Raw genomic sequence first — 11,712 nt, forward strand, 5'->3', positions numbered from 1 at the left:
CGACCTTAAAAAAAACGGACACCACGAGACAATGAGCGCAGCACAGCCCCCCACCGACAGCCCTTCCGGGCCGCAAGCGCGGCTGCGGCTTGAGGGCATCAGCAAAAGTTATCCCGGCGTGCTGGCCAACAGCGGCATTTCGCTGACCGTGCGGCCCGGCGAGATCCACGCCGTGCTTGGCGAGAACGGAGCGGGCAAATCCACGCTGATGAAAATCATCTACGGCGCCGTCAGGCCCGACACCGGCACCGTGGCCATGGACGGCCAACTGGTGACGGTGCGCAACCCACACGAGGCTCGGGCGCTGGGCATCAGCATGGTGTTCCAGCATTTCAGCCTGTTCGACACGCTCACCGTGGCCGAAAACGTCTGGCTGGGGCTGGACAAACACCTGAGCCTGGCCGACGTCTCGGCCCGCATCGTGCAGACCACCCAGGCTTACGGCTTGCAACTGGACCCGGCGCGGCCGGTGCACACGCTCAGCGTGGGTGAGCGCCAGCGTGTCGAAATCGTGCGCGCGCTGCTCACGAATCCCCGGCTGCTGATTCTGGATGAGCCAACCTCGGTGCTGACGCCGCAGGCGGTCGAGAACCTGTTTGTCACCCTGCGCCAGCTGGCCGCGCAGGGCTGCAGCATTCTCTACATCAGCCACAAGCTGCATGAAATCCGCGCGCTGTGCACCGCCTGCACCGTGCTGCGCGGCGGCAAGGTCTCGGGTGAATGCGACCCGCGCCAGGAGTCGAATGCCTCGCTGAGCCGCCTCATGATTGGTGCCGAGCCGCCCGCGCTGGAACACCGCGAGCTGCACGCCGGCGCCGTGGTGCTGGACGTCAAGCGGCTGGATTTGCCCAAGGAAGAACAGTTCGGCGTGGACCTGCACCAGGTGGCGCTGCAGGTGCGTGCCGGCGAAGTGGTCGGCATTGCCGGCGTCTCGGGCAACGGCCAGAAGGAATTGCTCTACGCGCTTTCGGGTGAAGACACCCGTGCCGCCGGCGAGGCCATCGTGGTCAAGGGCCAGGCGGTGGGCAAGCTGGGGCCGCACCGGCGCCGGGCGCTGGGCCTGCATTTTGTGCCGGAAGAGCGCCTGGGCCGCGGCGCCGTGCCAACGCTCTCGCTGGCGCGCAACCTGTTGCTCACGCGCAAGGAGTCCGTGGCCGGCAACGGCTGGCTGAACCGCGGCGCGCTGCAGGCGCAGGCCGAACGCATCATCGCCGCCTACAAGGTCAAGTCGGGCGGGCCGCAGGCGGTGGCCAAGTCGTTGTCGGGCGGTAACCTGCAGAAGTTCATCATGGGCCGCGAGATCGACGCCCAGCCCACGCTGCTCATCGTCTCGCAGCCGACCTGGGGTGTGGACGTGGGCGCTGCCACGCAGATACGCGGCGAGCTGCTCAAGCTGCGCGATGCCGGCTGCGCGGTGCTGGTGGTCAGCGAGGAGCTGGAAGAATTGTTCGACATCTGCGACCGGCTTTATGTGATGGCCAAGGGCCAGCTCTCGCCCTCGCTGCCGCGCGCCGACGCGACGGTGGAGCGAGTGGGGCAGTGGATGAGCGGCCTGTGGGCGCAGACGGAGGTGGCCCATGGCGCAGCTTGAAGTCCGCCCCCAGCCGTCCGCCTTCTGGAGCTATGCCTCGCCGCTGCTGGCCCTGCTGATCACCGTGTTGATCGGCGTGGCGCTGTTTGTGGCCCTCGGCAAGGACCCGGTCAAGGGCCTGCAGGTGTTTTTCTGGGAACCCATCAAGTCGCCGTACGCCATCGGCGAGTTGCTGGTCAAGGCCACGCCGCTGCTCATCATCGCGCTGGGGCTGGCCGTGTGCTTTCGCTCCAATGTCTGGAACATAGGCGCCGAAGGCCAGTTCGTCATGGGCGCCATCGCGGCCGGCGGCATCGCGCTGCTCGCGGAAAAAACCACGGGCCCCTGGATTGTTCCGGCCATCCTGCTGGCCGGCATCGCGGGCGGCATGGCCTGGGCCGGCCTCACGGCCCTGCTGCGCGACCGCTTCAATGCCAATGAAATCCTGGTCAGCCTGATGCTGGTCTATGTGGCCGACATGGTACTCAACTTCCTGGTCTTCGGCCCCTGGAAAGACCCCAACGGCTACAACTTCCCTCAGACCAAGACCTTTGAGGCCGTGACGCAGATTCCCCGGCTCATGCAGGGCTCGCGCGTGAACATCGGCATCGTCCTCGCTTTGCTGGGCGTGGCCGGGCTGTGGCTGTTTTTGTTCCGCACCTATGCCGGCTTCCGGCATGAGGTCAGCGGCCTGGCGCCCGCGGCCGCGCGCTACGCCGGCTTTTCGTCGCGCCGCGCGCTGTGGCTGGCCTTGCTGACCTCGGGCGCCGCCGCGGGCCTGGCCGGCGCGCTGGAGGTGGCCGGCCCCATAGGCCAGCTCACGCCCTATGTGCCGGCGGGCTACGGCTTTGCCGCCATCATCGTGGCCTTTGTGGGGCGGCTGCACCCGGTGGGCGTGGTGTTCTCGGCCATCCTGATGAGCATGTTTTATATAGGCGGCGAGCTCGCGCAGTCGCGTCTGGGCCTGCCCAAGTCCATCACGGGCGTGTTCCAGGGCCTGCTGCTGTTCAGCCTGCTGGCCTGCGACACCCTGATCGCCTACCGCCTGAGGCTGGCCAAACCCATCACCATGCCGGTGGCCACGCCGCCGTCGTCCGAAGTCCTCAAAGGAGCCGAGTGATGGATTCCACCGCGCTGCTGATCGCCGCGACGCTGAGCGCCGGCACCGTGCTGGCCATCGCGGCCCTGGGCCTGCTCATCAATGAAAAAGCCGGCGTCGTCAACCTGGGCGCCGAGGGCATGATGCTGTGCGCCGCCATCGCCGGTTTTGCCACCGTGGTGCACACCGGCAACAGCTGGCTGGGCTTTGCGGCCGGCATGGCGGCGGGTGCCTTCCTGGCGGCTGTTTTCGGGGTGCTGGTGATCTGGCTCAACACCAACCAGTACGCGACCGGCCTGGCGTTGAGCCTGTTCGGCGCGGGTTTTTCGGCCTTTGCCGGCATCAAGTACGTGCAGGAAAAACTGCCCGAGCAGCCGCACTACCCGATTCCCTTCCTGGCCGATGTTCCGCTGTTGGGCCCGGCGCTGTTCCGCCAGCACCCCATGGTCTATATCGCGATGGCGCTGACGGCCGGGCTCATCTGGTTTTTGTACCGCACGCGCGCCGGCCTGGTGCTGCGATCCGTCGGCGAAAGCCCCGAATCGGCGCATGCGCTGGGCTACCCGGTGCGGCGCATACGGCTGGCCGCCGTGGTGGCCGGCGGCGCGCTCTGCGGCCTGGCCGGCGCCTATGTGTCGGTGGCCTACACGCCGCTGTGGGTCGAGGGCATGATCGCCGGCAAGGGCTGGATCGCGCTGGCGCTCACCACCTTCGCTACCTGGCGCCCGGCACGGGTGTTGCTTGGGGCTTACCTGTTCGGCGGGGTGACCATGCTGCAATTTCACCTGCAAAGCCTGGGCGTGAACGTGCCCACGCAGTTTTTGAGCATGCTGCCCTACCTGGCTACCATCGTGGTGCTGGTGCTGATCTCGCGCAACCCGCTGTGGATTCGCGTCAACATGCCCAGCTCCATCGGCAAGCCGTTTTACCCCGGGGCATGAGGACCCGCTTCCGGGTTTCCGCCGCATAATTGCATTTTTTAAGCGCACCCTGTTTTACTTTCTTCACCTTCCTTCCACGAAAGCGAGATGACATGACTGACCTGCAAAAACGTTCCCTGCTCAAGCTGGCGGCCCTGTCCGCGGTGGCTGCGGCAGCCCTGGTGGGTTGCGGCAAAAAGGAAGAGGCGGCACCGGCAGCTCCGGCCGCCGCGCCCGCGGCTGCGGCGCCCGCCGCCAAGGCCGAACCCCTGAAGGTGGCGTTTGCCTACGTCGGCCCGGTGGGCGACGGCGGCTGGACCTATGCCCACGACAACGGCCGCAAGGCGGTGCAGCAGGCTTACGGCGACAAGGTCGTCACCAGCTTCGTCGAAAAAGTGCCCGAGTCGGCCGACGCCGAACGTGTGATCCGCGACATGGCGGCCCAGGGCAACAAGCTGATCTTCGGCACCACCTTCGGCTACATGGAGCCCATGCTCAAGGTCGCCGGCGACACCAAGGACGTCAAGTTCGAGCACGCCACCGGCTACAAGCAGGCCGACAACATGCGCACCTATGACAGCCGCACCTACGAAGGCGCCTACATGGCCGGCGTGATTGCGGGCAAGATGAGCAAGACCGGCACGCTGGGCGTGGTCGGCTCGGTGCCGATTCCCGAAGTCGTGCGCAACATCAACAGCTTCACGCTGGGCGCGCAGTCGGTCAACCCCAAGGTCAAGACCAAGGTGGTCTGGGTCAACGAATGGTTCAACCCGCCCAAGGAAACCGAAGCCGCCACCGCCCTGATCAACGGCGGCGCCGACGTGCTGTTCCAGAACACCGATTCCTCCGCCGTGCTGCAGACCGCCGAAAAAATGGGCAAGCGCGCCTTTGGCTGGGATTCCGACATGACCGCCTACGGCCCCAAGGCCCACCTGGCCTCGGCCATCATCAACTGGGGCCCTTACTACGTGAAGTCCGTGGGTGAGGCGCTGGAAGGCAAATGGACCGGCAACACCGCCTCCTGGTGGGGCGTCAAGGAAGGCGCGATCGACATCGTCTCGATTGCCGCCGACGTGCCCGACGAGACCAAAAAGCGCATCGACGAAGTCAAGGCGGGCCTCAAGGACGGCAGCTTCTCGATCTGGAAAGGCCCGATCACCGACAACACAGGCAAGGAACTGCTGGCCAAAGACGTGGTAGCCGACGACAAATTCCTGGGCGGCCTGAAGACTTACGTCAAGGGCGTTGAGGGCAAGGTTCCAGGTAACTGATGAAGTGCCTTTCCCCGGGAGTGCGGAGTATTGCTCCCTCTCCCTTTGGGAGAGGGCAGGGGTGAGGGCCGGGGCCTGTGCGTGGGACGACGATGTTTCGTCCGCCACTGGCCCTCACCCTAACCCTCTCCCAGGGGGAGAGGGAATAAATCCCGGTTCGGCTGCCTCCAGGCAGCCTTTTGTTTTTCAGGGAGCCGATATGTCTTTTTCCGTCAAACCCGTGGCCGCCGACCGCCTGCCCGAGCTGCTCAGGCGCATGCCCAAGGCCGAGCTGCACATGCACATCGAGGGCTCGCTGGAGCCCGAACTGATCTTCGCGCTGGCCAGCCGCAACAATGTCTCGATTCCCTACCGCAGCGTCGAAGAGCTGCGTAGCGCCTATGCCTTCACCAACCTGCAGAGCTTTCTCGACATCTATTACGCCGGCGCCAGCGTGCTGATCACCGAGCAGGATTTTTACGACATGGCGCATGCTTACCTGCGCAAGGCGGCGGCCGACAATGTGCTGCACACCGAGATGTTCTTCGACCCGCAGACCCACACGGCGCGCGGCGTCAGCATGGCGACTGTGGTGAACGGCCTGCATCGCGCCTGCGTGGATGCTCAGGCCGAATTCGGCGTCAGCGCCTCGCTGATCCTGTGCTTTTTGCGCCACCTGAGCGAGGAGGACGCATTTGAAACGCTGGAGCAGGCCCTGCCGTTTCGCGACAAGTTCATAGGCGTAGGCCTGGATTCAGGCGAAGTCGGCAACCCGCCCGAAAAGTTTGCCCGCGTCTTCGCGCGCTGCCGCGAGTTGGGCTTTCACCTGGTCGCCCATGCGGGCGAGGAGGGGCCACCCGAATACGTCTGGACGGCGCTGGACGTGCTCAAGGTCGAGCGCGTGGACCACGGCGTGCGTTCCAGCCGCGATGCATCGCTGATGCGGCGCCTGGCGCAAGACCGCATTCCACTGACGGTGTGCCCGCTGTCCAACCTCAAGCTCTGCGTGTTCCCCGACCTGGCCAGCCACAACCTGCGCGAACTGCTGGACGCCGGCCTGGCCGCCACCGTCAATTCCGATGACCCGGCCTACTTCGGCGGCTATATGAACGAGAACTTCACGCAGACCTTCGCGGCCACCGGCATGGATGCGCGGCATGCCTATACGCTGGCACGCAACAGCTTCGAAGCGAGTTTTATCGACGCCTCGGCCAAGGCGCGTTTTGTGGACCGCCTCAACGAAAGCTTTGAGCGCTTTCGCTGATTGCCGCTGCGTTTATCCGCAGATGATTTATCCGCAGATTACGCAGATTTACACAGATTGAAGACAGGAGTTTTGTATTCAAGACTTCATATCCGCCCCCTGCGGTGGACACACGACCCTTCATCACATTTTTCTTAATCTGCGTAAATCTGCGTAATCTGCGGATGTATTTCTGCGAATCCAGGCTCCCGGGGTTATTAGGCCGGGCGCCTGCCCAGCCGGCAGCTCAAACGTATGATCCGGGTAGAACCATAGAGCAAGCAAGGACCCCGGGCATGGCCTCCACATCGCAGCCGCATCAAGAGTCTTCCCCCGCGCCGCACGGCGCCTGGCCCATCGCGCTGGCCGGGCTGGTGGCACTGGCCGTGGCCATGGGCATAGGGCGCTTTGCCTTTACGCCGTTGCTGCCCATGATGCTGAGCGACGGCGTGGTCGACCTGCCCACGGCCAGCTGGCTGGCCAGTGCCAACTACTTCGGCTACATGCTGGGCGCCATCCTGTGCACGCTGCAGCCCTGGCTGTGGGCGCGTTTCGGGGGCCTGCCTTCGCTGGCGTATTCGTCGCTGGTGCGCGCGGGGCTGGTCGCGACGGGTGTGCTCACGCTGGCTATGGGCTGGCATGTGCCGGCCGCTTGGCCGTTTCTGCGTTTTGCGGCGGGTGTGACCAGCGGGGTGGTGTTTGTGTTCACTTCGGGTTGGTGCCTCTCGCAACTCGCCAAACGCGGCGTGCCCGCGATGGGCGGCATCATCTATGTCGGCCCCGGCGCGGGCATTGTGGTGAGCGGCCTCTTTGCCACCGGTATGGTGGCCTGGCAGTGGACGGCCGCCACCGGCTGGGTGATTTTTGGTGTGCTGTCTTTTGTGCTGACCGCCGCCGTGTGGCATGTCTTGCGCGGTGGTGACGAGCGCCTCATTCCACTGGCGCCGCGCGCGGCCGCGCAGCCGGGCAGTGCGGCGCAGCACCATGGCAATGCCGAGATGACCTTGCTCACGCTGGCCTACGGCCTGGCCGGTTTCGGCTACATCATCACCGCCACCTTTTTGCCGGTGATCGCGCGCGCGGCGCTGCCGGGCTCGGCATGGCTGGACATGTTCTGGCCCATCTTCGGCCTCGGCGTGATGCTGGGCGCGTTGCTGGCTACAAGATTGCCACCGGGCAAGGACTTTCGCCTGCTGCTGGCCGGCTGCTACTTTTTGCAGGCCCTGGGCATTGCGGCCAGCCTCTGGAGCCCCAGCCTGGCGGGCTTTGCCATCGGCAGCCTGATGCTGGGCATCCCCTTTACCGCCATCACTTTCTTTGCGATGCAGGAAGTGCGCCGCCTGAAGCCCGCTACGGCCGCGAGCTTCATCGGCTTGCTGACTGCCACTTACGGTGTGGGGCAGATCCTGGGCCCGCCGCTGGTGGCCGTGCTGCTGCGCCACACGCCCAATGCGGGCGCGGGCTTTACGCTGTCGCTGGAGATTGCCGCCGCCACGCTGCTGCTGGGCGCCGGCCTCTACCTGTGGATGGCCAGGGCCTACCCGGTGCGGCCGTCGCTGCCGTCCGGCCAAACCGTTGCGGGCAAATAGGGCGCCTGGCTTCAGCCCGGACCGGGCTGCTGCACCAGCGCCATGGCGAACTTGCCGCCGCCCACCGACCAGTCCGAGTAGTCGTTCTCGTGCATGAAGATAAACACATCGTCGGGCGCCACGCTGGCGTTGGCTTTTAAATTGCGCGCGATGGCCGCGTAAAGCCCGCGTTTCATCGCGTCGCTGCGGCCGCGCCGCAGCGTGATCTCCACGACCACCGGCCGATCCGAGCGCGCCATGCCGTTGAAAGTCCGGTCGAAGAAGAACTGCCCGGCATCGTAGTCGCTCACCATGTTGAACAGCTCGTCCGCGGGCATGCCTATGCTGTCGATCAGGGCCTGGTGTATGCCCATGACGATGCCTTGCCGGTGCTCGGGGCTGGTGCTCTGGTGGACGTTGGTACGGATAAAAGGCATGTGATTTTTCCTCAATTGAAGTTGTTGCAGGCCAGCTGCTTGTTTTGCCAGGGTGCCGCGAATTCTGCCGGGCAAGGTTCACCAGGAAAAACGATTTCTTGGCGCATCCTATGTGCAATAAACTCACATCATGAAGCGCCGCCTTCCACCCCTGAATGCCTTGCGCGCCTTTGAGGCCGCCGCCCGGCTGGGCCGCATGACGGCCGCCGCCGAGGAGCTGTCGGTCACGCCGGGCGCCATCAGCCGGCAGGTGCGGCAGCTGGAACAGTCGCTGGGCGTGGTGCTGTTCGAGGGCGCCAAAAACAAGCCGCAACTGACGGCCGCCGGTGCCTCGCTGTGGCCGGCGCTGTCCGCCGCGCTGGACCAAATGGAGGCGGCCGTGCGCGAGGTGCGCAGCGGCGAGGCCGGAACGCTGGACGTGTGCTGCTTCAGCACCTTCACCGTCAAATGGCTGATCCCGCGCCTGTATGGCTTCAATGCGCTGCATCCCGATACCGAGGTTCGCCTCAGCGCGGCCGAGCATGCGCCGGACCTGGACCGCGACCGTTACGACCTCGTCATCACGGTCGCCGAACGCGGCAGCCAGGCCTCGGCCACCTTGCTGCCGCTGTTTGTGGAGCGCCTGGGGCCGGTCATGGCGCCCGCGCTGGCGGCCAGGGTGGCTGTGCGCAAGCCCCAGGACCTGGCCGGCCTGCCGCTGCTGCACACGACGACGCGGCCTGACGCATGGCGCATGTGGTGCGCGTCGCGCGGCAGCGACCTGGCGGTGCAGGGCGGCCCGGCCTTTGAGCACTATTACTTCACGCTGGAGGCCGCGGTGGGCGGGCTGGGCGTCTGCATCGCGCCCTGGCACCTGGTGATGGACGACCTGCGCGCCGGCCGCCTGGTGGCGCCGCTGGGCTTTGAGGAAAGCGCCTACCAGTACGTGGCCAGGCGCCGCGCCGGGCCGCATGCGCGGCTGGACAGCTTTTGCGGCTGGCTGCAGCAGCAGGCGCGCGAGATGCCCGTGCCCTGAGGCTGATTCGTCGCTAAATCCCCTGAAATCCCGCCATCCGGCCTGAACCGGTAAAATCAGGACTTCAGCGTGCTGTCCCGGCGCGCCAGCATCCGTTTATCTCCGGGGCCATGTAGAGGACCACCATGTATAAAAACCTCGCGACCCCCGGTCTTTCGGCTTGTGTGGGCGCCTGTTTTATTTCTTCCATTCAATTTCTTGCCGCGCAGCACTTCGGCCGCACGAAAGCCGCGCCATGAGCTACCAGGTCAAGGAAATTTTCTACACGCTGCAGGGCGAAGGCGCCAATGCCGGGCGGCCTGCGGTGTTCTGCCGTTTTGCCGGCTGCAACCTCTGGTCAGGCCGCGAGCAGGACCGCGCGAGCGCTGTCTGCAAATTTTGCGACACCGATTTTGTGGGCACCGACGGCACGCTGGGCGGCAAGTTTGCCGATGCCGACGCGCTGGCCCAGCAAATCGAAGCGCAGTGGCCGGCCGGCGACAGCGCCCACCGCTTTGTGGTCATGACGGGCGGCGAGCCGCTGCTGCAGGTCGATGCCGAATTGATTGCCGCGCTGCATGCGCGCGGTTTCCAGATCGCGGTCGAGACCAACGGCAGCATTGCCGCGCCCGAGGGCATAGACTGGATTTGCGTGAGCCCCAAGGCCGGTGCCCCCTGGGTGCAGCGCGCGGGCCAGGAGCTCAAGCTGGTCTGGCCCCAGCCAAGCTTTGACCTGGCCGAACTCGAAGCCGCCGACTTCACGCACCGCTACCTGCAGCCCATGGACAACCCGCAGCGGCAGCAAAACACCGAAACCTGCATCCAGCTGTGCATGGAGCGCCCGGCCTGGCGCCTCAGCCTGCAGACCCACAAGATCACGGGCATCCGATGAAAAAGCTTCCTACGCCAGAACCCATGCGCTGCGAGATCAGCCAGACTTTTTACTTTGACGCGGCCCACACCCTCAAGCGAGCCATCGAGGCCGAAGGCAGCAAGCGCGTGCACGGCCATACCTACAACGCCGAGGTGTTTGTGGCCGGCGAGCCCGACGTCGCCACCGGCATGGTCATGGACCTGGGCCTGGTGCGGCGCGAAATCGCCGTGCTGCGCGAGGAGCTGGACCACCACATGCTCGACGACGTGAAAGAGCTGGGCCCGCCCACGCTGGAAAACCTTTGCCAGTTCATTTTCCGCAAGCTCGATGCCCGACTGCCGGGGCTGACCTCGGTGCGCGTGTGGCGCGCCTCCTTGGGCGACGGCTGCCGCGTGAGCCGTTGATACCCTTTATCGGGATTTGCATATCGTGGCGCGCATCTGCTGGGGTAACCTAGCCCCATGAAAGCCTACCGCGCCGCCCTGTTGTATTTCACCGGCCCCGCCCAGGCCGCCTACGAGGCCGACGGCCTGCTGGTGGTCGGCCCCGACGCGCAAGGCCGCCAGGTGGTGCAGGCCGCTGGCAGCTACCAGGCGCTGGCGCCGCGTTTTGCCGAGCTGCCCACTGAACACCTGCCGGGCCGCATCATCGCGCCGGGTTTTGTGGACATGCACATCCACTATCCCCAGCTCGACGTGATCGGCTCGCCGGCCGAAGGCCTGCTGCCCTGGCTGGAAAACTACACCTTCCCTGAGGAAAGCCGCTTTTCGGCCGCCGGCCATAGCGCGCAGGCCGCTACTTTTTTCATTGACGAGCTGCTGCGCAACGGCGTGACCACCGCGCTGGCTTTTGCCACCTCGCATCCCGCGTCCGTGAACGCGTTGTTCGGCGAAGCGCAAAAGCGCAGCCTGCGCCTGATGACCGGCAAATGCCTGATGGACCAGAACTCGCCCGAGGGCGTGCGTGACGACACCGCGCAAAGCCTCATCGACACCGAAGCCCTGATCCAGCGCTGGCACGGCGTGGACCGGCTCGGTTATGCCATCACGCCGCGTTTTGTACCCAGTTGCAGCGAAGCCCAGCTGCGCGGCGCCGGCGAGCTGGCTGCCAAATACCCCGACGTCTGGATACAGTCCCACGTCGCCGAGAACAAGGACGAAATCGCCTGGGTGCACCAACTGTATCCCGAGGCACGCAGCTATTTGAGCGTCTATGAGCAGTTCGGCCTGCTGCGCCCGCGCGCCGTCTATGCCCACTGCATACACATAGACGACGAAGACCGCGCGCTGATGCGTGCCACCGGCACGGCTGCGGCCGTCAGCCCGACCAGCAACCTCTTCCTGGGCAGCGGCTTTTTTGATTACGAAGGCGCCGAGCGCATCGGTTATCCCTATGGCCTGGCCAGCGACGTGGGCGGCGGCACCTCCTTCAGCCCCTTCCACACCATGCTGGCCGCCTATTACGTGGGCCGCGAAGGGCAGACCAAGCCGGGCCTGTCGCTCTCGCCCCAGCAGCTGTGGTGGCAGCACACCGCGGGCGCGGCGCGCGCGCTGGGGCTGGAAGGCGTGGTGGGCAACCTGCAGCCCGGCTGCGAGGCCGACTTCGTGGTGCTCAACCCGCAGGCCACGCCGCTGCTGGCGCGCAAGACCGCGCTGGCGGCCAACCTGGGCGAGCTGCTGTTCGCGCTGATCGTGCTGGGGGACGACCGGGTGGTGGAGCGCACGGTGATTTCGCAGGCTTTATAGGTCGCGCCCTCT

General features: G+C 65.6%; 11 protein-coding genes. 10 read left to right on the forward strand and 1 reads right to left on the reverse strand.

Annotated features, from left to right (window positions below; translation table 11 throughout):
* Positions 1-31: 31 nt before the first annotated feature.
* The 6 genes from ACEN8I_RS14805 to ACEN8I_RS14830 all read left to right on the forward strand — a co-directional run bounded on the left by ACEN8I_RS14805 (position 32) and on the right by ACEN8I_RS14830 (position 7,671).
* Positions 32-1,591, forward strand: a complete 1,560-nt coding sequence (locus tag ACEN8I_RS14805) for an ABC transporter ATP-binding protein (RefSeq protein ID WP_413329258.1) — start codon at positions 32-34, stop codon at positions 1,589-1,591.
* A complete protein-coding gene (locus tag ACEN8I_RS14810; RefSeq protein ID WP_413329259.1) occupies positions 1,578-2,690 on the forward strand; it encodes an ABC transporter permease in 1,113 nt (370 codons plus the stop codon). The genes ACEN8I_RS14805 and ACEN8I_RS14810 overlap by 14 nt, the downstream gene beginning before the upstream one ends.
* On the forward strand, positions 2,690-3,610 hold the full coding sequence (locus ACEN8I_RS14815) for an ABC transporter permease (RefSeq protein ID WP_413329261.1): 921 nt from the start codon (positions 2,690-2,692) through the stop codon (positions 3,608-3,610). The genes ACEN8I_RS14810 and ACEN8I_RS14815 overlap by 1 nt, the downstream gene beginning before the upstream one ends.
* A 92-nt stretch (positions 3,611-3,702) precedes the next feature.
* The gene (locus tag ACEN8I_RS14820) at positions 3,703-4,860 is read left to right on the forward strand and encodes a BMP family ABC transporter substrate-binding protein (protein WP_413329262.1); all 1,158 of its coding nucleotides are present in this window, start codon (positions 3,703-3,705) and stop codon (positions 4,858-4,860) included.
* Positions 4,861-5,059: 199 nt separating this feature from the next.
* Positions 5,060-6,103, forward strand: a complete 1,044-nt coding sequence (locus ACEN8I_RS14825) for an adenosine deaminase (RefSeq protein ID WP_413329263.1) — start codon at positions 5,060-5,062, stop codon at positions 6,101-6,103.
* A 275-nt stretch (positions 6,104-6,378) separates the two neighbouring features.
* Positions 6,379-7,671, forward strand: coding sequence for a YbfB/YjiJ family MFS transporter (locus ACEN8I_RS14830; RefSeq protein ID WP_413329265.1), 1,293 nt, complete (start codon positions 6,379-6,381; stop codon positions 7,669-7,671).
* A gap of 11 nt (positions 7,672-7,682) precedes the next feature.
* Here ACEN8I_RS14830 and ACEN8I_RS14835 read toward each other — a convergent pair whose 3' ends face one another.
* Positions 7,683-8,087, reverse strand: coding sequence for a tautomerase family protein (locus ACEN8I_RS14835; protein ID WP_413329266.1), 405 nt, complete (start codon positions 8,085-8,087; stop codon positions 7,683-7,685).
* 130 nt (positions 8,088-8,217) lie between these two features.
* Here ACEN8I_RS14835 and ACEN8I_RS14840 point away from each other — a divergent pair, with 130 nt between their 5' ends.
* From ACEN8I_RS14840 to guaD, 4 genes are all read left to right on the forward strand, one after another.
* Positions 8,218-9,102, forward strand: coding sequence for a LysR substrate-binding domain-containing protein (locus tag ACEN8I_RS14840; RefSeq protein ID WP_413329267.1), 885 nt, complete (start codon positions 8,218-8,220; stop codon positions 9,100-9,102).
* A 235-nt stretch (positions 9,103-9,337) separates the two neighbouring features.
* Positions 9,338-9,973, forward strand: a complete 636-nt coding sequence (queE, locus tag ACEN8I_RS14845; RefSeq protein ID WP_074575749.1) for a 7-carboxy-7-deazaguanine synthase — start codon at positions 9,338-9,340, stop codon at positions 9,971-9,973.
* Between the two features lie 23 nt (positions 9,974-9,996).
* A complete protein-coding gene (locus ACEN8I_RS14850) occupies positions 9,997-10,359 on the forward strand; it encodes a 6-pyruvoyl trahydropterin synthase family protein (RefSeq protein ID WP_413329335.1) in 363 nt (120 codons plus the stop codon).
* A 57-nt stretch (positions 10,360-10,416) separates the two neighbouring features.
* A complete protein-coding gene (gene guaD, locus ACEN8I_RS14855; protein ID WP_413329268.1) occupies positions 10,417-11,700 on the forward strand; it encodes a guanine deaminase in 1,284 nt (427 codons plus the stop codon).
* Positions 11,701-11,712: the final 12 nt, after the last annotated feature.

The organism is Polaromonas sp. CT11-55, assembly GCF_047303325.1.
In the GTDB taxonomy this organism is placed as follows: domain Bacteria; phylum Pseudomonadota; class Gammaproteobacteria; order Burkholderiales; family Burkholderiaceae_C; genus Polaromonas.